Consider the following 231-nt stretch of genomic DNA (forward strand, 5'->3'; position numbering starts at 1 on the left):
CGTCTTGACGCACGACAGCAGGGGGTCCGGGTCCCGGCGCTGGTCGGCGACGTTGACGTGCGCGGGGGCGTACCCGCCCTCGGCCACCGGGCCCGCGGGCCGGCGCGGGGTCGCGGCCGAGAACCCGCCGTTGCGCCCGGACGTCCACTGCATCGGCGTCCGGACCGCCAGCCGGCCGTCCGGGGCCGCGGTCTCGCCCAAGCCCATCTTCTCCCCCTAGAACAACACCGG

1 pseudogene is annotated in these 231 nt (G+C 77.1%); it reads right to left on the reverse strand.

The annotated features are described in order from the left end of the window. Positions 1–201: pseudogene (locus KVT14_RS21670) on the reverse strand (trehalose synthase); the annotation flags it as partial. Between the last annotated feature and the right edge of the window lie 30 nt (positions 202–231).

The organism is Cellulomonas sp. GbtcB1 (assembly GCF_019091725.1).
Lineage (GTDB): Bacteria > Actinomycetota > Actinomycetes > Actinomycetales > Cellulomonadaceae > Cellulomonas.